Annotated in this window: 23 protein-coding genes; all 23 read left to right on the top strand. The window is 72.8% G+C overall.

Annotation, left to right across the window (positions count from 1 at the left end; all coding sequences use genetic code 11):
• Positions 1-256: 256 nt before the first annotated feature.
• The 23 genes from arc to ACFRAR_RS17960 all read left to right on the top strand — a co-directional run bounded on the left by arc (position 257) and on the right by ACFRAR_RS17960 (position 23,304).
• Complete coding sequence (gene arc, locus ACFRAR_RS18070) at positions 257-2,023, top strand: proteasome ATPase (RefSeq protein ID WP_380699056.1); 1,767 nt, start codon at positions 257-259, stop codon at positions 2,021-2,023.
• 228 nt (positions 2,024-2,251) lie between these two features.
• Positions 2,252-3,763 carry a depupylase/deamidase Dop gene (gene dop / locus ACFRAR_RS18065; protein WP_380699055.1) on the top strand — a complete coding sequence of 504 codons (1,512 nt, stop codon included), beginning with the start codon at positions 2,252-2,254 and terminating at the stop codon, positions 3,761-3,763.
• A 174-nt stretch (positions 3,764-3,937) separates the two neighbouring features.
• On the top strand, positions 3,938-4,156 hold the full coding sequence (locus tag ACFRAR_RS18060; RefSeq protein WP_188299085.1) for a ubiquitin-like protein Pup: 219 nt from the start codon (positions 3,938-3,940) through the stop codon (positions 4,154-4,156).
• A gap of 163 nt (positions 4,157-4,319) precedes the next feature.
• The gene (gene prcB, locus ACFRAR_RS18055) at positions 4,320-5,165 is read left to right on the top strand and encodes a proteasome subunit beta (protein ID WP_380699054.1); all 846 of its coding nucleotides are present in this window, start codon (positions 4,320-4,322) and stop codon (positions 5,163-5,165) included.
• Positions 5,166-5,196: 31 nt separating this feature from the next.
• Positions 5,197-5,949 (top strand): proteasome subunit alpha, encoded by a 753-nt coding sequence (prcA, locus tag ACFRAR_RS18050; protein ID WP_380699053.1) that lies wholly within the window; start codon positions 5,197-5,199, stop codon positions 5,947-5,949.
• Between the two features lie 120 nt (positions 5,950-6,069).
• Positions 6,070-7,431, top strand: coding sequence for a Pup--protein ligase (gene pafA, locus ACFRAR_RS18045; RefSeq protein WP_380699052.1), 1,362 nt, complete (start codon positions 6,070-6,072; stop codon positions 7,429-7,431).
• A 276-nt stretch (positions 7,432-7,707) separates the two neighbouring features.
• Positions 7,708-8,550 carry an FKBP-type peptidyl-prolyl cis-trans isomerase gene (locus tag ACFRAR_RS18040; RefSeq protein ID WP_380699051.1) on the top strand — a complete coding sequence of 281 codons (843 nt, stop codon included), beginning with the start codon at positions 7,708-7,710 and terminating at the stop codon, positions 8,548-8,550.
• A 236-nt stretch (positions 8,551-8,786) separates the two neighbouring features.
• Positions 8,787-10,106, top strand: coding sequence for an FKBP-type peptidyl-prolyl cis-trans isomerase (locus ACFRAR_RS18035; protein WP_380699050.1), 1,320 nt, complete (start codon positions 8,787-8,789; stop codon positions 10,104-10,106).
• 148 nt (positions 10,107-10,254) lie between these two features.
• Positions 10,255-10,665 (top strand): FKBP-type peptidyl-prolyl cis-trans isomerase, encoded by a 411-nt coding sequence (locus tag ACFRAR_RS18030; protein WP_380699049.1) that lies wholly within the window; start codon positions 10,255-10,257, stop codon positions 10,663-10,665.
• Positions 10,666-10,864: 199 nt separating this feature from the next.
• Positions 10,865-11,839: a helix-turn-helix transcriptional regulator gene (locus tag ACFRAR_RS18025; protein ID WP_380699048.1), complete on the top strand. Its 975-nt coding sequence runs from the start codon at positions 10,865-10,867 to the stop codon at positions 11,837-11,839.
• Positions 11,836-12,792, top strand: coding sequence for a helix-turn-helix transcriptional regulator (locus ACFRAR_RS18020; RefSeq protein WP_380699047.1), 957 nt, complete (start codon positions 11,836-11,838; stop codon positions 12,790-12,792). The genes ACFRAR_RS18025 and ACFRAR_RS18020 overlap by 4 nt, the downstream gene beginning before the upstream one ends.
• A gap of 27 nt (positions 12,793-12,819) precedes the next feature.
• Entirely contained in the window at positions 12,820-13,026 is a 207-nt protein-coding gene (locus ACFRAR_RS18015; protein ID WP_380699046.1) for a hypothetical protein, read from the top strand.
• Positions 13,027-13,056: 30 nt separating this feature from the next.
• The gene (locus ACFRAR_RS18010) at positions 13,057-13,269 is read left to right on the top strand and encodes a hypothetical protein (protein WP_380699045.1); all 213 of its coding nucleotides are present in this window, start codon (positions 13,057-13,059) and stop codon (positions 13,267-13,269) included.
• 192 nt (positions 13,270-13,461) lie between these two features.
• On the top strand, positions 13,462-13,761 hold the full coding sequence (gene tatA, locus ACFRAR_RS18005) for a Sec-independent protein translocase subunit TatA (protein WP_380699044.1): 300 nt from the start codon (positions 13,462-13,464) through the stop codon (positions 13,759-13,761).
• Between the two features lie 127 nt (positions 13,762-13,888).
• Positions 13,889-14,782 carry a twin-arginine translocase subunit TatC gene (gene tatC, locus ACFRAR_RS18000; protein WP_380699081.1) on the top strand — a complete coding sequence of 298 codons (894 nt, stop codon included), beginning with the start codon at positions 13,889-13,891 and terminating at the stop codon, positions 14,780-14,782.
• A gap of 104 nt (positions 14,783-14,886) precedes the next feature.
• Positions 14,887-16,047: an NAD(P)/FAD-dependent oxidoreductase gene (locus ACFRAR_RS17995; RefSeq protein ID WP_380699043.1), complete on the top strand. Its 1,161-nt coding sequence runs from the start codon at positions 14,887-14,889 to the stop codon at positions 16,045-16,047.
• 109 nt (positions 16,048-16,156) lie between these two features.
• Complete coding sequence (locus tag ACFRAR_RS17990) at positions 16,157-16,474, top strand: (2Fe-2S)-binding protein (RefSeq protein WP_380699042.1); 318 nt, start codon at positions 16,157-16,159, stop codon at positions 16,472-16,474.
• Positions 16,455-17,867: an FAD-dependent oxidoreductase gene (locus ACFRAR_RS17985; RefSeq protein ID WP_380699041.1), complete on the top strand. Its 1,413-nt coding sequence runs from the start codon at positions 16,455-16,457 to the stop codon at positions 17,865-17,867. The genes ACFRAR_RS17990 and ACFRAR_RS17985 overlap by 20 nt, the downstream gene beginning before the upstream one ends.
• Before the next feature lie 127 nt (positions 17,868-17,994).
• The gene (locus tag ACFRAR_RS17980) at positions 17,995-18,858 is read left to right on the top strand and encodes a dihydrodipicolinate synthase family protein (RefSeq protein WP_380699080.1); all 864 of its coding nucleotides are present in this window, start codon (positions 17,995-17,997) and stop codon (positions 18,856-18,858) included.
• A gap of 43 nt (positions 18,859-18,901) precedes the next feature.
• Positions 18,902-19,906, top strand: a complete 1,005-nt coding sequence (locus ACFRAR_RS17975) for a proline racemase family protein (protein ID WP_380699040.1) — start codon at positions 18,902-18,904, stop codon at positions 19,904-19,906.
• Between the two features lie 28 nt (positions 19,907-19,934).
• The gene (locus ACFRAR_RS17970; RefSeq protein WP_380699079.1) at positions 19,935-21,299 is read left to right on the top strand and encodes an aldehyde dehydrogenase family protein; all 1,365 of its coding nucleotides are present in this window, start codon (positions 19,935-19,937) and stop codon (positions 21,297-21,299) included.
• Positions 21,299-22,327, top strand: coding sequence for a proline racemase family protein (locus tag ACFRAR_RS17965; protein WP_380699039.1), 1,029 nt, complete (start codon positions 21,299-21,301; stop codon positions 22,325-22,327). The genes ACFRAR_RS17970 and ACFRAR_RS17965 overlap by 1 nt, the downstream gene beginning before the upstream one ends.
• Positions 22,324-23,304 (top strand): ornithine cyclodeaminase family protein, encoded by a 981-nt coding sequence (locus ACFRAR_RS17960; RefSeq protein ID WP_380699038.1) that lies wholly within the window; start codon positions 22,324-22,326, stop codon positions 23,302-23,304. The genes ACFRAR_RS17965 and ACFRAR_RS17960 overlap by 4 nt, the downstream gene beginning before the upstream one ends.
• The last annotated feature ends 69 nt before the right edge of the window (positions 23,305-23,373 follow it).

Below are 23,373 nucleotides of genomic sequence, written 5' to 3'. Positions count from 1 at the left end.
CCTATTCCTGGAGCAATCCCGCCATTCGTACAACGATCGGACCTCGACTTGTGGTCGCGATCGGATATCACTTCGCTCGACGATACATCTGGCCCGCTTTGGGTGGTGCGCGGTGGGTATCCCCCTTAGCAGAGGGGAAGCACGCTGGGGCGAAGATCGGACACGCCCGTTCCATCTTTCTTGATCTAGGGGTTTACGGACCCCTGGTCCCAGGTAGGGTCTGGAAGCGTCCAGCTCCCCGGAGGAGGTGAGGACCGTGGCAGCCCACGATGACGACTACAACCGCAGCACCGGCAGGCCCGCTCGTGGTTCCGACGAGGCCGCTCAGGTCTCGTACCTTGAGCAGGAAATCGCCGTGCTGCGCCGCAAGCTCGCCGACTCGCCGCGCAATTCGAGGATCCTCGAAGAGCGGATCGTCGAGCTCCAGACCAACCTGGCGGGCGTGACCGCCCAGAACGAACGGCTCGCCTCCACCCTGCGCGAGGCCCGCGACCAGATCGTGGCCCTCAAGGAGGAAGTGGACCGGCTGGCACAGCCCCCGGCGGGGTTCGGCACCTTCCTCGACGCGAACGAGGACGGCACCGCCGACATCTTCACCGGCGGGCGGAAGCTCCGCGTGAACGTCAGTCCCAACGTCGCCCTCGACGAGGTGCGGCGCGGTCAGGAAGTGATGCTCAACGAGGCCCTCAACATCGTGGACGCGATGGCCTTCGAGAACATCGGTGAGATCGTCACCCTCAAGGAGCTCCTGGAGGACGGCGAACGTGCCCTGGTCCTGGGGCACACCGACGAGGAGCGGGTGGTCCGCCTCGCCGAGCCGCTGCGCGGGCTGACGATCCGGGCCGGGGACGCCCTGTTGCTGGAGCCCCGCTCCGGCTACGTGTTCGAGGTGGTGCCGAAGTCCGAGGTCGAGGAGCTGGTCCTCGAGGAGGTCCCGGACATCGACTACCGCCAGATCGGCGGCCTGAGCAACCAGATCGAGCTGATCCGCGACGCGGTCGAGCTGCCGTACCTGCACGCCGACCTCTTCAAGGAGTACGAGCTGCGCCCGCCCAAGGGCGTGCTGCTCTACGGCCCGCCCGGCTGCGGCAAGACGCTGATCGCCAAGGCCGTCGCCAACTCGCTGGCCAAGAAGGTCGCCGAGGTGACGGGCCGGCCCCAGGGGAAGAGCTACTTCCTCAACATCAAGGGCCCCGAACTGCTCAACAAGTACGTGGGGGAGACCGAGCGGCAGATCCGCCTGGTCTTCCAGCGGGCCCGGGAGAAGGCGAGTGAGGGCACGCCCGTCATCGTCTTCTTCGACGAGATGGAGTCGCTGTTCCGCACCCGCGGTTCGGGCGTCAGCTCGGACGTGGAGAACACCATCGTCCCGCAGCTGCTCGCCGAGATCGACGGCGTGGAGGGCCTGGAGAACGTCATCGTCATCGGCGCCTCGAACCGCGAGGACATGATCGACCCGGCGATCCTGCGGCCCGGCCGGCTGGACGTCAAGATCAAGATCGAGCGCCCGGACGCCGAGGCCGCGAAGGACATCTTCTCCAAGTACCTCAAGGACTCGCTGCCGTTCCACCCGGACGACCTCAAGGAGCACGACAGCTCCGTCGAGGCCACCGTCGCCGCGATGATCCAGTCGGTGGTGGAGCGGATGTACTCCGAGACGGAGGAGAACCGCTTCCTGGAGGTCACCTACGCCAACGGTGACAAGGAGGTCCTGTACTTCAAGGACTTCAACTCCGGCGCGATGATCCAGAACATCGTCGACCGCGCGAAGAAGATGGCCATCAAGGACTTCCTCGACCACGGTCAGCGGGGTCTGCGCGTCTCCCACCTGCTCGCCGCCTGCGTGGACGAGTTCAAGGAGAACGAGGACCTCCCGAACACCACCAACCCGGACGACTGGGCCCGCATCTCCGGCAAGAAGGGCGAGCGGATCGTCTTCATCCGCACGCTGGTCACCGGCAAGCAGGGCGCCGAGTCCGGCCGCTCCATCGACACTGTCGCCAACACGGGGCAGTACCTGTAAGCACGCGGTTACCCGGGCCGGCAGCGGTCCCCGGAGCTGTACGCACACCGTCCGGCTGTGGCGCCTCGCGGCCCCGCAGCCGGACGGCGCGTCTCCGGGCCCGCCGGTCGGCGCCGGGTCCTAGGCTCGACCCACCGTCCGCGGGCAGATTCCCGGCGTCGGTGTTGTTCGGCGGTACGTCAGCGTGCTCCGCCCGCCGGGGGCGGCGCACCGGGCAAGGAGGGCCGCATGACCGTACGGCGCGTGATGGGCATCGAGACCGAGTACGGGATCTCCGTGCCCGGGCACCCCAACGCCAACGCCATGCTCACCTCGTCCCAGATCGTCAACGCGTACGCGGCGGCGATGCACCGGGCACGGCGGGCCCGCTGGGACTTCGAGGAGGAGAACCCGCTGCGCGACGCACGGGGGTTCGACCTGGCCCGCGAGGTCGCGGACGCCAGCCAGCTCACCGACGAGGACATCGGCCTCGCCAACGTCATCCTCACCAACGGGGCCCGGTTCTACGTGGACCACGCGCACCCCGAGTACAGCTCGCCGGAGATCACCAACCCGCGCGACGCGGTGCTCTGGGACAAGGCCGGCGAGCGGATCATGGCGGCCGCCGCACAACGCGCGCTGGAACTGCCCAACGGGCAGAACATCCACCTGTACAAGAACAACACCGACAACAAGGGCGCCTCCTACGGCACCCACGAGAACTACCTGATGAAGCGGGCGACGCCGTTCGCCGACATCGTCCGCCACCTCACCCCGTTCTTCGTCTCCCGCCAGGTGGTCACCGGCGCCGGCCGGGTCGGGATCGGCCAGGACGGCTCGGCGCACGGCTTCCAGATCAGCCAGCGGGCGGACTACTTCGAGGTCGAGGTGGGCCTGGAGACCACCCTCAAGCGCCCGATCATCAACACCAGGGACGAGCCGCACGCCGACGCCGAGAAGTACCGCCGGCTGCACGTGATCATCGGGGACGCCAACCTCTCCGAGATCTCCACCTACCTCAAGCTGGGCACCACCGCGCTGGTCCTCTCGATGATCGAGGACGCCTTCATCGCCTCCGACCTCGCCGTCGACCAGCCGGTGCGCACCCTCCACCGGGTCTCCCACGACCCGACGCTCAAGCAGCTGGTCACCCTGCGCAACGGGCGCAAGCTCACCGCCGTCCAGCTGCAGCTGGAGTACTTCGAGCTGGCCCGCAAGTACGTCGAGGACCGCTTCGGCAACGACGCGGACGAGCAGACCGTGGACGTGCTGACGCGCTGGGAGGACGTCCTGGGCCGGCTGGAGCGCGACCCGATGTCGCTGTCCCGGCAGCTGGACTGGGTCGCCAAGCGGGAGATCCTGGAGGGCTACCGCAGCCGGGACGCCCTGGGCTGGGAGAACCCGCGGCTGCACCTGGTCGACCTCCAGTACAGCGACGTGCGCCCCGAGAAGGGCCTCTACAACCGTCTGGTGGCCCGAGGGCGGTTCGAGCGGCTGCTGACCGAGGACGAGATCGAGCGGGCCGTCTCCAAGCCGCCGGAGGACACCCGGGCGTACTTCCGCGGGCGCTGCCTGGAGCAGTACGCGGAGCACGTCGCGGCGGCCTCCTGGGACTCGGTGATCTTCGACCTGCCGGGCCGGGACTCGTTGCAGCGGGTGCCCACGCTGGAGCCGCTGCGCGGCACCCGCAACCACGTCAAGGAGCTGCTGGACCGCTGCCGCACGGCGGAGGACCTGCTCCGGGTGCTGTCCGGCGGGTAACTTTTCGATCACCATGGGTGAACGTCCGCCGAATGGGAATCATCCGGGGTGGCAGCGGGTGTTGGACAGGAAGCACCACCGGCAAACCGGGAGCGGCGGTCGCACCTTGTGTATAGGGTCGATGCAGCAAGCAGAGACCCAACCGTGCCAGACGAATCGAGCGGGGTGAGGGAAATGGCGAGCAAGGACACCGGCGGCGGCCAGCAGCGGGCGAACCGTTCCTCCGAGGAGGTCGAGGAGCAGGCCGCGGAAAGCCAGAATTCCGACGACCTCAAGGAGCGCCAGGAAAAGCTGAGCGACGACGTCGACGCGGTACTGGACGAAATCGACGAGGTCCTCGAGTCGAATGCCGAGGATTTCGTCCGGGGATTCGTCCAGAAGGGCGGGCAATAGCCCCTCCCCGGGCATTCCGGAATTCACGGTCGCGACCGTCCGCGGCGGCCGGGTGGCGAGGACCGCCCGGCCGTCCGGCACCGGCCCCTCCACGCGTGGACAGTGATCGTCGGGCGGGTAGGGTGCGGGCAGCGCGCGCTTCAAGCTACCTGGAAGGAATCGTGTGGAAGCCAACACTCGTGGCACCGGGCGTCTACCGGCTGCCTTCCTGACCCCGGGGTCCTCCTCGTTCATCGAGTTCCTCGCGGAGCACCAGCCCGAGCTGCTCCCCAGCGGCCGCCGCGGGCTCCCCGAGGGGACGGTGGTCGAGGCCCCGCACGGGACCACGATCGTGGCCGCGGTCTTCGACGGCGGCGTGGTGATCGCGGGTGACCGCCGGGCCACGATGGGCAACGTGATCGCCCAGCGCGACATGGAGAAGGTCTTCCCGGCCGACGAGTACAGCGCGGTCGGCATCGCCGGCACCGCCGGCCTCGCGATCGAGATGGTCCGGCTGTTCCAACTGGAGCTGGAGCACTACGAGAAGATCGAGGGCACCACGCTCTCCCTGGAGGGCAAGGCCAACCGGCTCACCACCATGATCCGCGGCAACCTGGGCATGGCGATGCAGGGCCTCGCGGTGGTGCCGCTGTTCGCCGGCTACGACCTGGACCTCGGCCGCGGCCGGATCTTCAACTACGACGTCACCGGCGGGCGTTCAGAGGAGCGCGGCTTCGCCGCCACCGGCTCGGGCTCGGTCTTCGCCCGCGGCTCGATGAAGAAGCTCTACCGGGAGGACCTGACGGCCGACCAGGCCGTCACCCTGGTCGTCCAGGCGCTCTACGACGCGGCGGACGACGACTCCGCCACCGGCGGCCCGGACCTCGCCCGCCGGATCTTCCCGATCGTCTCCCTGATCACCGAGGACGGCTTCCGCCGGCTGACCGAGGCGGAGGTCGCGCAGACCGCCGTCGCCATCACCGACGACCGCCTGATCCGGCCCAACGGCCCGCAGGCCCCGCTGATCTAGCCGTCACCTCACAGGAAAGGGACGACCGCCGGTGTCGACACCGTTCTACGTCTCACCCCAGCAGGCCATGGCCGACCGCGCGGAGTACGCCCGCAAGGGCATCGCGCGCGGCCGCAGCGTGGTCGTGCTCACCTACGCCGACGGCATCGTCTTCGTCGCGGAGAACACCTCCAGGGCGCTCCACAAGGTCTCCGAGATCTACGACAAGATCGCCTTCGCGGCGGTCGGCCGCTACAACGAGTTCGAGAACCTGCGCATCGGCGGCGTCCGCTACGCCGACCTGCGCGGTTACTCCTACGACCGGGCCGACGTCACCGCCCGCGGTCTGGCCAACGTGTACGCCCAGACGCTGGGCACCATCTTCTCCTCGGTCGGCGAGAAGCCGTACGAGGTCGAGCTGATCGTGGCCGAGGTCGGCCGCAGCGCCGACAACGACCAGATCTACCGGCTCACGCCGGACGGTTCGGTCGTGGACGAGAAGAACTACGTGGTGGTCGGCGGCAACGCCGACTCGATCGGCAACTACCTGGGCCAGCGCCACCGCGTCGGCCTGAGCCTCACCGAGGCGGTGAAGATCGCGGTCGACTCGCTCGCCCGCGACCCCAACGGGGGCAGCCCGCGCAGCCTCACGCCGGAACAGCTGGAGGTAGCGGTCCTCGACCGCCAGCGGTTCCAGCAGCGCAAGTTCAAGCGGATCCTGGGCAACCAGCTGGGCCGGCTGCTCGACGGGGACCAGTCCGCCGAGGCGGACGACGAGGACCCGGCGGACGGCACGCCGGTGTAGCAGTGCCTGCGGAGTCCCGCGCGGCGGCCTGACCGCCGCCGTACGGGACTCCGGTGCCCCTGCGGCGGCCCAGCCGCCGTGGAGGCGGTTTCGGACAGCTCCGACGAGAATGGAGTGCTCATGGACCGCCGGATTTTCGGGCTGGAGAACGAGTACGGCGTGACCTGCACGTTCCGCGGGCAGCGGCGGCTGTCCCCGGACGAGGTGGCGCGGTACCTGTTCCGCCGGGTCGTCTCCTGGGGCCGAAGCAGCAACGTCTTCCTGCGCAACGGCGCCCGCCTCTACCTCGACGTCGGCTCCCACCCCGAGTACGCCACCCCCGAGTGCGACGACCTCGTCGAGCTGGTGACGCACGACAAGGCGGGCGAGCGCATCCTCGAAGGACTCCTGGTGGACGCCGAGCGGCGGCTGCACGAGGAGGGCATCGCGGGGGACGTCTACCTCTTCAAGAACAACACCGACTCGGCCGGCAACTCCTACGGCTGCCACGAGAACTACCTGGTGGCCCGGCACGGCGAGTTCTCCCGGCTGGCCGACGTGCTGATCCCGTTCCTGGTCACCCGGCAGCTGATCTGCGGCGCGGGCAAGGTGCTCCAGACCCCGCGCGGCGCGGTGTTCTGCGTCAGCCAGCGGGCCGAGCACATCTGGGAGGGCGTCAGCTCCGCCACCACCCGCTCCCGCCCGATCATCAACACCCGGGACGAGCCGCACGCGGACGCCGAGCGCTACCGACGGCTGCACGTGATCGTCGGCGACTCCAACATGTCCGAGACCACGACGCTGCTCAAGGTCGGCGCCACCGACCTGGTGCTGCGGCTGATCGAGGCCGGCGTGGTGATGCGCGACCTCACCCTGGAGAACCCGATCCGGGCGATCCGCGAGGTCAGCCACGATCTCACCGGCACCCACCAGGTGCGGCTGGCCAACGGCCGCGAGGCCAGCGCGCTGGACATCCAGGAGGAGTACTACACCAAGGCGCTGGAGTTCGCCGACCGCAAGGGCATCAACACCGGGACGGTCGGCCGGGTGCTGGACCTCTGGGGCCGCACCCTGGAGGCCGTCCGCAGCGAGCGGCTGGACGGGGTGGCCACCGAGATCGACTGGATCATGAAGTACAAGCTCATCGAGCGCTACCGCGAGAAGCACCAGATGAGCATGTCCAACCCGCGGGTGGCCCAGATCGACCTCGCGTACCACGACATCCACCGCCGTCGCGGCCTGTTCTACCTGCTCCAGGGCAAGGGCCAGGCGCAGCGGGTGACCACCGACCTCAAGACCTTCGAGGCCAAGTCGATCCCGCCGCAGACCACCCGGGCCCGGCTGCGCGGGGACTTCATCCGCCGGGCGCAGGAGCAGCGCCGGGACTTCACGGTGGACTGGGTGCACCTGAAGCTGAACGACCAGGCGCAGCGCACGGTGCTGTGCAAGGACCCGTTCCGCTCGGTCGACGAGCGGGTGGAGAAGCTGATCGCGGGGATGTAGCCCGCGCGGCCACGTGATCAAGGCGGCGTCCGGCCCCGGTGGTGCCTACCGGGGCCGGACGCGTGCCGGGCATACGCTGTCCGTCGAGTCGGGAGAGCCGACTTCGACCGACAGTTAGGACCACCCACCGTGCGCCGCACCGCCGGTTTGCTTCTCACCCTGCCGCTGCTGCTAGCGGTCGCCTGCGGCAGTTCCCCCAAGGCGGCCGGCCCGGCGACACCGTCCCCGGCGAGCGCCGCCCCGACGGTGCCGGCGCCGGTCGGCGAGGCGTCACCGATGCCCACTCTTTCGGGTGGCGGGTTCGGGAGCAAGGCCACCATCACCATCCCGGAGGGCCAGCAGCCCAGCGGACAGTTCGTGGTGAACACGGTCACCGAGGGGGACCGCGCCGTCGTCGGCAAGGGTGACTGGGTGACGGTCAACTACACGGCCAAGGACTGGACCACCGGCAAGGACCTGCCCAGCTCGTACGACGCCAACGGCAAGCCGCAGCTCTACCAGGCCGGCAGCGGGCAGCTGGTGCCGGCGCTGGACCAGAGCGTGATCGGCAAGAAGGTGGGCACCCGGCTGCTGGTGGTGGCCCCGCCGGAGGCGGCCTTCGGTGAGCAGGGCTCCGGCCAGCTGGGCGTCAACAAGGGCGACACCGTGGTGTTCGTGCTGGACATCATGGAGAGCCTGCCGCCGGACTCCACGCTGACCGGGACGATGGCCGAGTCGCCCGCGACGATGCCGCAGGTCAAGGACAACGGCAAGGCGCCGGCGACGATCACCGTCCCGGCCGGGCAGGCCGCGCCCACCGAGCTCCAGCAGGCGGTGCTGATCAAGGGCGAGGGCAAGCAGGTCAAGAGCGGGCAGACCCTGGTGGTGCAGTACACCGGGGTGCTGTGGGCCGACGGCCAGCAGTTCGACGCCTCCTGGACGCACGGCGGCGCGCAGGCGGTGCAGATCGGCACCGGCAGCGTGATCGAGGGCTGGGACAAGGGCCTGGTCGGGCAGAACGTCGGCAGCCGGGTCCTGCTGGTGGTGCCGCCGGCGCTCGGTTACCAGGACAAGGCGCAGGGCTCGGTGCCGCCGAACTCGACCCTGGTCTTCGTCATCGACATCCTGGAAGCGGTGTAGCCGCCGACGAAGGATCCATCGCACAGGGCCCTCGAAGTCACCCCCGGGATTCCGTACGCTTGGGCGGACGCTCGTACAACGAAGCGTCCGCCCTCATCCTGAGCTGTCATACTGCCCACGCACTGTGGCAGGCGCCGCCCGGCGCCGAGGTCCGGGGCGGGCGGTGCGACCGCAGGCCGGCGTGACCACGCCGGGCGCAGACCTGGAAGACCTCGTGGCGAGATGGATGGGGAGTCATGACTGAGAAGACGCCGAGCCCGGGCGGGGCCGGCACCGCGGCGAACGACAGCTCCGCGGGTGACCCGGCCGCCTCCCGTCCCGGCGGCCCGGCCGGCGCGGATCGCGAGTCGATCGTCGTTCCCCCGGCGATCCTGGCGCAGCAGGCCGGCTGGGCGCAGCCCGGTGACGAGCCGCGCGCCACGGGCGGGGCCAAGACGGACGAGGCCCCGCAGATCTTCGCCTCCAGCGTGCGCAAGGCCGACTCCTCGGAGGCCGGGTACGACGAGAACCCGCCCGGCGTCGGCAAGCTGGGCGTGATCCTCGGCACGGTGCTGGCCGTGCTGCTGGTCGGCAGCGGCATCACGCTCTACATGGTGAACAAGGACGGCGGTTCCAAGGACAACGCCTCGGCCGCCAAGCCGGACGCCGCCAAGACCGCGCCGCCCACGCCGAGCGCCGAGCCGGTGCCGCCGATCAAGGACAGCGCCAAGGTGCTGCCGACCGTCACCGGGGACTTCGGCAAGAAGGCCGAGATCCAGGTGCCGGGCGAGGCGTCCGACGGCTCGTTCGTGGTCAAGGTGCTCACCGAGGGCAACGGCGCCAAGGTCGAGAAGAACTCCTGGACCTCGGTGGACTACACCGCCAAGGACTGGAACACCGGCAAGGACATCCCGAGCTCGTACGACGCCAGCGGGAAGCCGCAGATCTTCCAGGCCGGCACCGACGCGCTGATCCCGGCGCTGGACCAGGCCGTGATCGGCAAGAAGGCCGGCAGCCGGCTGCTGGTGGTGGCCCCGCCGGCGGCCGCCTTCGGCGCGCAGGGCAAGGCCGACATGTCGATCGGCGCCAAGGACGACCTGGTCTTCGTGATCGACATCCGCAACGCCAACGCGCCCGACGCGGTGGTGAGCGGTACCGTCACCCCGCCGCCGGCGGACTTCCCGCAGGTCAAGGACAACGGCAAGAAGCCGGCCGAGATCACCCCGGTGCCCGGGGCGGCGGACCCGACCGAGCTGAAGTCGCACATCCTGATCAAGGGCACCGGCCCGAAGGTGGAGAAGGGCGAGAAGGTCGTCGTCCAGTACACCGGCGCGCTGTTCAAGGACGGCAAGGTGTTCGACTCCTCGCTCAGCAAGGGCCAGGCGTTCACCTTCCCGGTCGGCGGCGGCCAGGTCATCCAGGGCTGGGACCAGGGCCTGGAGGGCCAGACGGTCGGCAGCCGGGTCGAGCTGGTGATCCCCGCTTCGCTGGGCTACGGCGACAAGGGCCAGGGCGACATCCCGGCCGGCGCGACGCTGGTCTTCGTGGTGGACATCCTGGACGCCGGTCAGGGCTGAGTCACTTTCGGGTGACAATGGTGCGCGTGTGACCTTCGGGTCCGGCCTGCGTGGCCGGACCCGGACGGGCGGCGGGTGCCCGTACTGTGGTCCGCCAGGACTCGTCGTTCTGGCGGACCGGGTGCGGGCGCCCGCCGCTTGGTCGTGAATGACAGCGAATGTGAGAAGAGGGACTGTGAGCGTCAACCTCAACGAGAAGCCCGAGATCGACTTCCCGATCGGCGACGCCCCGAAGGAGCTGCAGATCCGCGACATCGTCGTCGGTGACGGCGACGAGGCCAAGCCGGGCCACAACGTCAAGGTCCGCTACGTCGGCGTGACCTTCGAGACCGGCGAGGAGTTCGACGCGAGCTGGAACCGGAGCCCGAACGAGTTCCGCTTCCCGCTGGGCGCCGGCCGCGTCATCAAGGGCTGGGACCAGGGCGTCGCGGGCATGAAGGTCGGCGGTCGTCGCGAGCTGACCATCCCGTCGCACCTGGCGTACGGCGCCCAGTCGCCGTCGCCGCTCATCCCGGCGCACTCGACCCTGATCTTCGTGGTCGACCTGCTGGGCGTCTGAGCCTGCTGTGACCGTGGGCCGGACCCCTCCGGGGGCCCGGCCCACGGGCATGTCCGGGTCCGAACGGCACGCCGCGGGGAACGGGTGCGAGAGGCGGCTTTTGCACCGCGTACCGCTACCGGTACGGTCGGTCCCGCCGGGTGGTGATCGCCCGGTTGGCGCACCCCGCGCGCGGCGCGGCACACCGGAAGGGTCAGCGATGGCGATCGCCAAGGCAGAGCGGCTGATGAATCTCGCCCTGTGCCTGATGAACACCAGACGTCCGCTCTCCAAGAAGGAGCTGCGGGAATCCATCGAGGCGTACCGCGAGGCCTGGCAGAGCAGCAGCGAGGACGCCTTCAACCGGATGTTCGAGCGGGACAAGGACGACCTGCGCGAACTCGGCCTGGTGATCGACGTCGACGAGAGCACCCTGGACGGGGAGCTCGGCTACCTGGCCCGGGCCGACCGCAACCGGCTGCCCGAGATCGCCCTGGACGCCGAGGAGGCGGCCGCGCTGACCCTGGCCGCCCGGGTCTGGCAGCAGGCCAAGATGTCCGGCGCGGCCAGCGGCGCCCTCCAGAAGCTGCGCGCGGCCGGGGTGCCGTTCGCCGAGCCCGAGGGCCGGACCGCCCTGGAGCCGCGCATCCCCGCCCGGGAGGCCGCGTTCGAGCCGCTGCTCACCGCCGCCCGGGACCGCCGTCCGGTCACCTTCGAGTACCGCAAGGCCGGTGCCGCCGCCGTCGAGCAGCGCAGCGTCGAGCCGTGGGCGCTGGAGTGCTGGCGCGGACACTGGTACCTGGCCGGGTACGACCGCGACCGGGGCGACGCCCGGGTGTTCCGGCTCAGCCGGATCACCGGCAGGGTGAAGGCGAAGTCCGGGGCCTTCCTCGGCACCGTGCCCGAGCACGTGGACGTCCGGGCCACCGTGGCGAAGTTCGCCGGGGAGGGGGCCACCGCCACCGCGACCGTCCGGGTCCGCCGGGGCGCCGGCTTCCCGCTGCGCACCAAGGCGCTGAACAGCACCCGGGTCGACGAGGCCTGGGACGAGCTGGAGATCCCGTACGGCAACGGGCTCGGCGCGGACCTGGCGGAGTTCGGGCCGGACGTGCTGGTGCTCGGGCCGGAGGAGCTGCGGGCGGATGTGATCGACCGGCTGCGGGCGGTCGCGGGGCTTGAAGGGGTTCGGGCATGAGCAACGCCATCGACCAGACACGACGGATGCTGTCGCTGGTCACCTACCTGCGCGAGCGGCCGGGCGCCGAGGTCGCCGAGGTGGCCCGGGCGTTCGGGATCAGCGAGCGCGAGCTGATCGGGGACCTCAACGTGCTGCCGATGTGCGGCACCAGCTTCCGCGGCGGCGACCTGCTCGACATCGACACCGACGGCGAGCGGATCTGGTGGCACAACGTCGACGACGTGGCCCAGCCGCTGCGCCTGGCCGCCGACGAGGCGACCGCGCTGCTGGTGGCCGCCCGCGCGGTGGCCGGGCTGCCGGGCCTGCGGGCCGGGGACCGGGAGGCGCTCACCCGGGCCGTCGCCAAGCTCGAGAACGCGGCGGGGGAGAGCGCCGAGGGCAGCGCCCGGGTCGGCGTGACCTTCGAGGCGGAGAGCCACGTCTTCGCCGACATCGACCGCGCGCTCAGCGAGGGCCGTCGGCTCTGGCTGCGCTACTACTCGCACGGGCGCGGCGGGATGACCGAGCGCGAGGTCGACCCGATCCGGCTGCTCACCGAGGGCCACACCTACCTCGAGGCGTGGTGCCGCACCTCCGAGGACCACCGGATGTTCCGGCTCGACCGGGTCGCCGAGATCCGCGTCCTGGACGTCCCGGCCGACCCGCCCCGGCGCGAGCCGCGCGACCTGAGCGGCGGGCTGGTCAACCCGGCGGCGGACGACCCGGAGGTGGTGGTCGAGGTCTCCTCCGGCGGGCGCTGGGTGGCCGAGTACTACACCCACGACCGGGCCGAGGAGCTGCCCGACGGCGGGCTGCGGATCACCCTGCGCAGCGCCGACCCCTCCCAGCTGCGCCCGCTGGCGCTGCGGCTGGGCCGGGACGGCCGGATCGTCTCGCCGCCCGGACTGGCCGAGCAGGCGTGTTCGGCCGCGCGGGAGGCGCTGGCCGCCTACGGGGAGGGGCGGGCCTGAGCGGTGGAACCCGGGACCAGATTCAAGGTGTACTGCTCCGAGTGCCGGGAGAAGGTGGAGCTCCCGGCCGAGGAGTTCCGCCTGACCCTCGGTCGCACCCCGGCCCAGGCGCACTACAGCTTCGGCTGCCCGCGGTGCGGGGCGGCGGTGCGCAAGCCCGCCGGGGAGAAGATCGTCGAGGCGCTCACCGGGGCCGGGGTGCGCACCATGCGGCTGGTCCCGGCGGAGGGCTGACCGCCGTACGGCCCGTATAGGCTGGGGCGCATGTCCTGGATGCTCGTCGCCGCCGTCCTGCTCGCCACCGCGGGCCTGCTGGTCCTCGGGGTCCTCGCGATCCGGCTCTGGCTGGACGTCCGGGCGCTCGCCAAGGGTGTGGACCAGGCCTCGCGGGCGCTGGCCGCGGCGGCGGAGGAGCTGGCGGACGCGGTGCCGAGCGTGGTGGTCCCGGACGCCGGGCGGAGCGTCCCGGCCGCATAGCACGGTCGGGCTCCCGGCGGTACGGGGGCTGCTCCGCGCGGGTGAGGGCGGGTTACGCTCTCAGGTGGCTCCTGAACCGTGTACCGGGGGCCGCTGTCCTGTTCGGGCGGCCGTCGTCGTGGCGTCATCCGCAGCGGTTACCATCCGCAGCGGACGGGCCGGTCGGGCCGCCGAGACTGAAGGTGGTCGCGCATGCGCATCTCGATGACCGCGATCGTGGTGATCGTGGTACTCGCCATCGTGCTGTTCGGAGCCAAGCGGCTGCCGGAGGTGGCGCGCTCGCTGGGGAAGTCGATGCGGATCCTGAAGAGCGAGGCCAAGGCGATGCGGTCGGACGACGAGTCCGAGCCGCCGGCCCGGCCCGCTCCGGCTCCGGTGGACGGCGGCGCCGGCAGGACCGTCCAGGCCGCTCCGGGTGCTTCGGCCACGGCCCGTCCGGTGAACGACTCCGCCGCCGGGGCCTCCGCGCCCGACGGCGACCGCCCGCACTGAGCGCGGCGCACGTGACGTACGCGACTTCGGAGGCCCGTCGACCGGCGGGCCCCCACGCACGAGTTGAGGACCGGGGTTGAGCAAGCTCTCCAAGGCGCCGAAGGCGTCAAAAGATCCTGAGGGGCGGATGGCCCTCGCCGATCACCTGCGGGAACTGCGCAACCGGGTGGTCAAGTCGGTCCTGGCGATCGTGCTGATCACCATCGTGGCGGCGATCTACCACAAGCAGCTGGAGGACTTCCTGCTGAAGCCGCTGCCGCGCTGCGACACCAGGGAGCTGGCCCAGCAGTACCACGGCAAGTGCGCCCAGGTCTCCAACATCGGTCTGACCGCCGGTTTCACCTGGATGCTCAAGGTGGCCCTGACGGCCGGCGTGGTCGGTACCGTGCCGATCTGGCTGTACCAGCTCTGGGCCTTCGTGGCGCCCGGCCTGCACAAGCACGAGAAGCGGTACACGGCCGTCTTCCTGATCTGCGGCACGCCGCTGTTCCTGGCCGGCGTGGCCGTGGCGATCCTGGTGCTGCCGACCACGGTCGACGTGCTGATCTCGTTCACCCCGAACGACACCACGCCGATCCTGCCGCCCGAGGACTACTTCGACATCGCCACCCGGATGGTGCTGGTCTTCGGCCTGGCCTTCGAGTTCCCGCTGCTGCTGGTGATGCTGAACGTCATCGGCATGGTCACCGGCAAGCGGCTGCTGGGCTGGTGGCGCGGCATGGTGATGGCCATCACGGTGTTCGCGGCCTTCGCCACGCCGAGCGCCGATCCGCTGACCATGCTGGCGCTGGCCGCGCCGATCTGGGCGCTGTACTTCCTCGCGGTGGGGGTCGCGCTCCTCAACGACAAGCGCCGGCGCCGCAACAACCCGGACGCGGACCTGGACGACGAGGAGGCCTCGCAGGTGGACCTCTCGGTGCGGCCGGTGGCCGGGGCGGAGATGGTCGAGGCCTCGGCGGCCCCGGCGGCCGGTGCGGCACTGCCGGCGTCCCGCCGCGACGAGATGGACGACATCACCTGATCCGGTAGGCCCTGAGGGAGCCCCGGTCCGCCGCCGTCGAGCGGTGGGCCGGGGCTTTTCGCCGCCCTCTGGTCAGAGTCGATGGCATGTGACATATTACTGGTGTGCTGAAGAACCGGAGACCTCCCCTGGACGTCGTCGTGGTCGGCGCCGGCGTGGTCGGCGCCGCCTGCGCCTACTACGCCGCCCGCGCCGGGCTCGCCGTCGCCGTCGTGGACCGCGGGCCGGTGGCCGGCGGCACCACCGGCGCGGGCGAGGGCAACCTGCTGGTCTCCGACAAGGAGCCCGGCCCCGAACTCGACCTCGCCCTGCTCAGCACCCGGCTCTGGCGCGAACTCGCCGAGCTGCTCGGCCCGGCGATCGAGTACGAGGCCAAGGGCGGCCTGGTGGTCGCCTCGACCGCCGCCGGGCAGGACGCGCTGCGGGCCTTCGCCGCCGGGCAGCGCGAGACCGGGGTCGAGGCCGAGGAGGTGCCCGGCGAGCGGCTGCGCGAGCTGGAACCGCACCTGGCCGACGGCCTGGCCGGCGGCTTCCACTACCCGCAGGACGCCCAGGTCCAGCCCGCCCTCGCCGCCGCCCACCTGCTGCGCGAGGCCCGCCGGCTGGGCGCCGAGCTGATCACCGGGGAGAGCGTGACGGCGGTGGACCGGGGGCCGGACGGCGCCGTGCGCGGCGTGCGGACCGACCGGCGGAGCCTGGCCGCGCCCGCCGTGGTGAACGCCGCCGGGACCTGGGGCGGCGAACTGGCCGCGATGGCCGGGGTGCACCTGCCGGTGCTGCCCCGCCGCGGCTTCGTCCTGGTCACCGAGCCGCTGCCGCGGGTCGTCCGGCACAAGGTGTACGCCGCCGACTACGTGGCCAACGTGGCCAGCGGCTCGGCCGGGCTGGAGACCTCCGCCGTGATCGAGGGCACCCCGGGCGGGCCGGTGCTGATCGGCGCCAGCCGGGAACGGGTGGGCTTCGACCGCACGCTCTCCCAGGAGGTGCTGCGCCGGCTGGCCGCCCAGGCCGCGGAGCTCTTCCCGGTGCTCGCCGACGTCACCGTGCTGCGCGCCTACCGGGGCTTCCGCCCGTACCTGCCGGACCACCTGCCGGCCATCGGGGCGGACCCCAGGGTGCCAGGGCTCTACCACGCCTGCGGTCACGAGGGGGCCGGCATCGGGCTGGCCCCGGCGACCGGGCTGCTGATCAGCGAGCAGCTCACCGGCAAGCAGCCGGAACAGGACCTCGCCCCGTTCCGGGCGGACCGCTTCCCGGCCGGGTGACGGCCCGGCCGGGAAACCACCCGGACGCGTGAGATTCCCCGCTGGACCCCTGAGACGGATCCGTGAGTCGGGTCCGTGAGTCGGACTCGCGAGATTGGAGAGGCCGCCGATGCGCCGCCGCACCCCCGCCGGGCTGGTCGAGGCCGAGCCCGGGCCCGCCCACCAGATCGAGTTCGACGGGCGGCCCGTCCCCGCGCTGCCCGGCCAGTCGATCGCCGCCGCGCTCTGGGCCGACGGCGTGCTCGCCTGGCGCACCACCCGCATCGGCGGGAAGCCGCGCGGGGCGTTCTGCGGCATCGGCGCCTGCTTCGACTGCCTGGCCACCGTGGACGGCCGCCCCAACCAGCGCACCTGCCTGCTGCCCGCCGAACCGGGCACCACCGTCACCACCCAGGAGGGTCACGGCCGTGCCGACCTCGCCGTCTGAGACCTTCGACCTCGCCGTGGTGGGCGCCGGCCCGGCCGGGCTGGCCGCCGCCGTCACCGCCGCCGACCTCGGGCTGAGCTGCGTCCTGCTGGACGGCGGACAGCGCACCGGCGGGCAGTACTACCGCCACCCGGCGCCCGGGCTGGGCGCGGCCCGGCCGGACCGGCTGCACCACCGCTGGTCCGCCTACACCGGCCCGGCCGAACGCCTGGAGGCCTCGGCGCGGGCCGAGTTCCGGGGCGGCCACCACGTCTGGGCGCTGGAGCGCACCGCGGACGGCTTCGCGCTGCACGTCACCCGCGGGCCGGAGGGCACCGACCGGGCCACCATCCGGTCCCGGTCGGTGCTGCTCGCCACCGGCGCCTACGAGCGGCAGCTGCCGTTCCCCGGCTGGACCCTGCCCGGGGTGGTCACCGCGGGCGGCGCCCAGGCCATGCTCAAGGCCGGGCTGGTGCTGCCCGGCAAGCGGATCGTGGTGGCCGGCAGCGGCCCGCTGCTGCTCGCGGCGGCCTCCTCGCTGGTCGCCGCCGGGGCCGAGGTGCCCGCGGTGGTCGAGGCCACCGGCTACCTCGGGTACGTCCGGCGCCCCGGCGTGCTGGCGGGCGTGCCCGGCAAGCTGGTCGAGGGCGCCGGGCACGGCGGAGCGCTGCTGCGGCACGGCGTCCGGCTCCGCCCGCGCGGCGCGGTGGTCGAAGCGCACGGGACCGACCGGGTCACCGGCGTCACGGTGGCCCGGCTGGACGCCGACTGGCGGCCGGTGCCCGGCACCGAGCGGCGGATCGACTGCGACGCGCTCGCCGTCGGCCACGGGCTGCTGCCGCAGATCGACCTGGCCACCGAGCTGGGCGCGCGGACCCGGAACGGGCCGGACGGCGCGGTCGCGCTGGCGGTGGACGCCCGGCTGCGCACCAGCGTGCCCGGCCTCTGGTCGGCGGGGGAGACCAACGGCGTCGGCGGCGCCGACCTCGCCCTCGTCGAGGGCGAGCTGGCCGCGCACGCCGTCGCCGGGGCGCGGCCCGCGTCCGGGCTGCTGCGCCGCCGGGCGCGGCTGCGGGCCTTCGCCGAGCTGATGGCCGCCGCCCACCGGCCGGGCCCCGGCTGGACCGGCTGGCTGCGCCCGGACACCGACGTCTGCCGGTGCGAGGAGGTGCCGGTCGCGGCGGTCCGGGAGGCCGTCGACGAGCTGGGCGCGGGCGATCCGCGCACCGTCAAGCTGCTCACCCGGGCCGGGATGGGCTGGTGCCAGGGCCGGATGTGCGGTCCGGCGGTGGCCTGCCTGGCGGGTGCGGGTGCGGGTTCGGCTTCGGCTTCGGGCGGGCCGGGGCCGGACCGGCGGCCGCTGGGCTGCCCGGTGCCGCTCTCCCAGCTGGCGGCGGGCCCGGTCCCCGAGTAGGACCTCGTCTTCCGGATGGCCGGGGAGCTTGTCTCCGGCCCGATCCGGCTTATAAAATGTCACACCTCATCAAGGAGTCCACGTGTCCATCACCTCGCACGACACCGCCCGTCCCTGGCGCGGAATCATGGTCGCCACCACGCTGCCGCTGCGACCGGACCACTCCGTCGACTACGACGCCTACGCCGAGCACGTCCGCTGGCTGATCGACTCCGGCTGCGAGGGCGTCGTCCCCAACGGCTCGCTGGGCGAGTACCAGACGCTGACCGCCGAGGAGCGCGCCCGGGTGGTCGAGGTCGCGGTCGAGGCGGCCGGCGACGGCTCCCGGGTGATGCCCGGAGTGGCCGCGTACGGCAGCGCCGAGTCCCGCCGCTGGGCCGAGCAGGCCGCCGCGGCCGGTGCCGGCTCGGTGCTGCTGCTGCCGCCGAACGCCTACCGGGCCGACCAGGCCTCGGTGCGCGCCCACTACGCCGAGGTCGCCAAGGCGGGCCTGCCGGTGGTGGCGTACAACAACCCGATCGACACCAAGGTGGACCTCGTCCCCGCGCTGCTCGCCCAGCTGCACGGCGAGGGCTCGATCGTCGCGGTCAAGGAGTTCAGCGGCGACGTCCGCCGGGCGTACGAGATCGCCGAGCTGGCCCCCGGGCTCGACCTGCTGATCGGCGCCGACGACGTGCTGCTGGAACTGGCGCTGGCCGGTGCGGTCGGCTGGATCGCCGGCTACCCGAACGCACTGCCGGCGGCCTCGGTGGCGCTCTACGACGCCGCCGTCCGGCACGACCTGGAGAGCGCGCTGCCGCTCTACAAGGCGCTGCACTCGCTGCTGCGCTGGGACTCCAAGACCGAGTTCGTCCAGGCGATCAAGCTCTCGATGGACATCGCCGGGCGCCCCGGCGGTCCGGTGCGGGCCCCGCGCGTGCCGCTCTCCCCGGAGACCGAGGCGGCCGTGCGTGCGGCCACCGAGAAGGCGCTGGCCGACGGCCTGGTCTGATTCACACCCTCAACCATTCGATCCTGTACGGGAGTTGTGATCCATGCGCAGCCGTCATGTGTTCCACGCCGTCGACTCGCACACCGAGGGCATGCCGACCCGGGTGATCACCGGCGGCTTTGGCGTCATTCCCGGGGCCACCATGGCCGAGCGCCGGGTGCACTTCCAGGAACACCTGGACCACTTCCGTACCCTGCTGATGTACGAGCCGCGCGGCCACGCGGCGATGAGTGGCGCCATCCTCCAGCCGCCGACCCGGCCGGACGCCGACTTCGGGGTGCTCTACATCGAGGTCTCCGGACTGCTGCCGATGTGCGGCCACGGCACCATCGGGGTCGCCACCGTGCTGGTCGAGACCGGGATGGTGCCGGTGGTCGAGCCGGTCACCACCGTCCGGCTGGACACCCCGGCCGGACTGGTGGTCGCCGAGGTGAGGGTCGAGGACGGCGCCGCCAAGGCGGTGACCATCCGCAACGTGCCGTCCTACTCGGTCGGCCTGGACCGCAAGATCGAGGTGCCCGGCTACGGCGCGGTGACCTACGACCTCGCGTACGGCGGCAACTTCTACGCCGTCCTGCCGCTCGCCGAGTTCGGGCTGCCCTTCGAACGCGAGCGCAAGCAGGAGATCCTGGACGCGGGCCTGGCGATGATGGCGGCGATCAACGCGGGCCCGGACCGGCCGGTCCACCCGGAGAACCCCTCCATCCACGGCTGCCACCACGTCCAGCTGCTCGCCCCCGGCTCCACCGCCGAACACTCCCGGCACGCGATGGCCATCCACCCCGGCTGGTTCGACCGCTCGCCCTGCGGCACCGGCACCTCGGCCCGGATGGCCCAGCTGCACGCGCGCGGCGAACTGCCGCTGGGGCAGGACTTCCGCAACGACTCCTTCATCGGGACCACCTTCACCGGGCGGCTCGTGGAGGAGACCCAGGTGGCGGGGCTGCCCGCGGTGGTGCCCACCGTCACCGGGCGGGCCTGGATCACCGGCACCGCCCAGTACTTCCTCGACCCGAGCGACCCGTTCCCGGCGGGCTTCCTGCTCTGACCTTCCCGTACGAACCTCTCCCGAAGGGCTGCCGGCCGTGACCATCACCTCGTACAACCCCGCCGATCCGAACGACCTGGTGGTCGCCGTCGAGGAGCCCGGCGCCGAGGCCGTGCGGGCCGCCGTCGGGCGGGCCCGGGCGGCACAGGGCGGCTGGCTCGCCGCCGGGGCGGCCGCCCGGTCGGCGGCGCTCGGCCGGATCGCGGACGCCGTGGAGGCGCACGCCCGGGAGCTGACCGCGCTGATCGTGCGCGAGGTCGGCAAGCCGGCGGCCGAGGCGGCCGGCGAGGTCGCCCGGACGGCGGCGATCTGGCGCTACTACGCGCAGGCGCCGTACGCGCCGTCCGGAGCGGTGCACGAGACCGCCGCCGGGCCCGGGCTGCTGCTCACCCGGCGCCGCCCGTACGGGGTGGCCGGGCTGATCGCGCCGTGGAACTTCCCGCTGGCGATCCCGAGCTGGAAGGCCGCGCCGGCCCTCGCGGTCGGCAACACGGTGGTGCTCAAGCCCGCGCCCGAGGCGACGGCCTGCGCACTGCGACTGGCGGAGCTGGCCGGGCTCCCCGAGGACGTGTTCACGGTGCTGCCCGGCGGGGCGGAGGAGGGCGCGGCGCTGGTCGACGCGGCGGACGTGGTCTCCTTCACCGGCTCGACCGGCGTCGGCCGGGCCGTGGTGCGGGCCGCGACCGAGCGCGGGGTGCCGGTACAGGCCGAACTCGGCGGGCTGAACGCCGCGTTGGTGCTGCCGGACGCCGACATCGCGCTCGCCGCCGGGCACCTCGCCGCGGCCATCGCCGGGTACGCCGGGCAGAAGTGCACCGCCACCAGCCGGGTGATCGCGGTCGGCGCCGCGTACGAGCCGCTGCGCGAGGCACTGGTCAAGGCGCTCGCCGCGGTCGACGACACGGTCTGCGGGCCGGTGATCAGCCGCGCCGCGCGGGAGCGGCTGACCGGGGCCGTCTCCTCGGCGGCCCAGGCCGGGGCCGTGGTGCTGGCGGGCGGCGGGGTGCCCGAGCGGGCCGGCTGGTACGTCGAACCGACCCTGCTCGCCGACGTCCCGGCCGAACACCCGCTGGCCCGCGAGGAGTTCTTCGGCCCGGTCGCGGTGCTGCACGCCGCGGCCGACCTGGACGAGGCGATCGCGCTCGCCAACGACACCCCGCACAGCCTCTCCACCTCGGTGCACACCCGCGGCCTGGACGTGGCGCTGGCCGCCGCCGACCGGCTGGACGCGGGCATGGTCCGGGTCAACGCTCCGTCCAGCGGCGTCGACTTCCACCTGCCGTTCGGCGGGGCCAAGGGCGCGAGCCACGGCGACCGCGAACAGGGCCAGGCGGCGCTGGACTTCTACACCGTCAGCCGGACCGTCAGCGTGCTGCCGGGCGGAGGCGCCTGATGTTCGTCCGCACCGTCGACTACCACACGGCCGGCGAGCCGTTCCGGATCGTGCTGGACGGCGCGCCGCCGATCCCCGGCGACACCGTCGCCGAACGCCGGGCCATCGCGCTCGGCGCGGGCGGCAGCGCGACCGCGCCCCGCCCCGGCCCGCTGGACACCGTCCGGCAACTGCTCGCCCGGGAGCCGCGCGGCCACGCCGGGATGTACGGCGGTTTCCTGGTGCCGCCGGACGACGACGAGGCGCACCTCGGGGTGCTGTTCTGGCACAAGGACGGCTACTCCACCGCCTGCGGGCACGGCACCATCGCGCTCGGCGCCTGGGCGGTGGACTCCGGCCTGGTGGCGGCCCCCGCGGACGGCGTGGCGCGGGTGCGCATCGACGTGCCGTCCGGCCGGGTCACCGCACTGGTGCACCGGGCCGGTGGGCGGACCACCGGGGTGACCTTCCGCAACGTGCCCAGCCGGGTGGCGGCGCAGAAGCTTCCGGTGGAGACCTCGCGCGGCACCGTCGAGGTCGCCGTGGCGCACTCCGGCGCCTGCTACGCCTCGGTGCCGGCGGCCTCGCTGGGGCTGGCCGTGGAGCCCGCCCGGCTGCCCGAACTCACCGCCGTGGGGCGGGAGATCAGGTCGGCACTGGCCGGGTCGGCGGCGGTCGAGCACCCGACGGACGCCCGGCTGTCGGGCGTGTACGGGGTGGTGCTGTACGACGAACTCCCCTCGCTCGACGGCGAGGTGAACCAGCGGAACGTCACCGTCTTCGCGGACGGGCAGATCGACCGCTCGCCCTGCGGCTCCGGCACCTCCGCCCGGCTCGCCGTGCTCGCCGCCGAGGGACGACTGGCCCCCGGCGAGCCGCTGCGCCACGAGTCCGTCATCGGCACCGTCTTCACCGGCCGCTACCTGCCGGGCGGCGACCCGTTCGGCGGGGGCGTGGTCACCGAGGTCGGCGGGACGGCGTTCCGCACCGGCGAGCACGGCTTCGTCCTGGAGCCGGGCGACGAGCTGGGGACGGGGTTCCTGCTGTGAACCCGATCGCGTCCTCCGGTACGGGGGCCGTGCCGCTCCAGTACCTCGTACCAGGGGGGACCTCCCGGCCGCCGGGCCGGGGGAACGCCGGCGGGGTCGGGCCCGCCGAGGCGGTGGGGGCGATCGAGCGGGTGCTGCTGGACGGGTTCGACCCGGAGGCGGCACCCGCCCGATCGGCCGTACCGGTGCCCGCCGGGGAGCTGCTGCTGATGCCGGCCGCCGCCGGGCTGTACGCGGGCGTGAAGATCGCCGGGGTGGTGCCGGCCAACCCGGAACGGGGGCTGCCCCGGATCACCGGCAGCTACCTGCTGCTGGACGGGCCCACCCTGCAGCCCGTCGCGCTGCTGGACGGCGCCGCGCTCACCGCGCTGCGCACGCCCGCCGTCACCGCGGCCGCGCTGCGGCGGCTGGCACCGCCGGAGGCCGAACACCTGGTGCTGTTCGGCTCCGGGCCGCAGGCCTACGGGCACCTGGACGCGCTGCTCGCCGTCCGGCCGCTGACCCGGCTCACCGTGGTGGCGCGCGACGCCGGGCGGGCGCGGGCGCTGGCGGAGTACGGGCACGGCCTCGGCCTGACGGCCGGCGTCGGCGGGCCGGAGGCGGTGGCGTCGGCGGACCTGGTGGTCTGCTGCACCACCGCGCGCACGCCGCTGTTCGACGGCACGCTGGTGCCCGCGCACGCGGCGGTGGCGGCGGTCGGCTCGCACGAGCCGGACGCGCGGGAGGTGGACGCGGCACTGGTCCACCGGGCCGAGCTGTACGTGGAGGCGCGCGAGGTCGCGACCCGGGAAGCCGGGGACCTGCTGCTGGCGGGCGTGGCCGGGCGGCGGCTGTGGAACCTCGCGGAGCTGGTGCGCGGCGAGGTGCCGGTGCCGGACGGGCGGCCGCGGTTCTTCAAGAGCGTCGGGATGGCCTGGGAGGACCTGGCGGTCGCGGTGGAGGTGTACCGGCGGGCCGGGGGCGAACCCTCGCCGTAGCGGAGCCGAGCGGAATCGGCGGCCGGAATCGGCGGCCGGGGTCGGCGGCCGGGGTCGGCGGCCGGGTCG

The organism is Kitasatospora sp. NPDC056651 (genome assembly GCF_042792155.1).
Classification (GTDB): domain Bacteria; phylum Actinomycetota; class Actinomycetes; order Streptomycetales; family Streptomycetaceae; genus Kitasatospora.
This window is presented reverse-complemented; position numbering and strand designations above follow the sequence as displayed.